Annotated in this window: 1 protein-coding gene; it reads right to left on the bottom strand. The window is 51.3% G+C overall.

Features of this window, described 5'->3' with window-relative positions:
* A partial coding sequence (locus BHE18_RS20930; protein WP_440480405.1) for an aldo/keto reductase occupies window positions 1-324 on the bottom strand: 324 nt, incomplete at its 3' end.
* Window positions 325-497: the final 173 nt, after the last annotated feature.

The following is a 497-nucleotide window of genomic DNA, read 5'->3' as shown; positions in this document are numbered from 1 at the left end:
GATCAAATACAGGTCGAAATAATCCAGTTGCGCGCGGAATAGCGATTCCTGGATCGCCACTAAGGCTTTTTCGTACGTGTGGTAGCGCCCCGGCAGCTTGGAAGTCACCCACAGCTCGTCGCGAGGAATGCCGCTGCGCCGAATGCCTTCGCCAACTGCACCTTCGTTTTCATAATTATACGCCGTGTCGATCAAACGATAACCGGCATTGATACCGCTGCTGACGGCGTTCGCCCCGGCATTGCCCCACAGTCCGTATGTAAAAAAAAAAACAACAAACTCCTTCACACCCCTGTGTTTCGCAACATCGTTAATCATCACCATCGTTCCTGTCGCTTCTTTCACCCAAACGGCGAAAGGCAACATCGTTACGAGACTTACGCCCCCTCTGCTGTAAACTGTCGCTCCCATACTTCAACACCGCCCTCAATCCTTTACCACCAATCATCGCACTGTTACAACAAATCCTGAGCCGAGCCTTTACTTCACGTTACAGT

It is taken from the genome of Rossellomorea aquimaris, assembly GCF_001877785.1.
Lineage (GTDB): Bacteria > Bacillota > Bacilli > Bacillales > Bacillaceae_B > Rossellomorea > Rossellomorea aquimaris_A.
The sequence above is the reverse complement of the archived record's forward strand: the minus strand, read 5'-3'. Positions and strand labels throughout refer to the sequence as shown.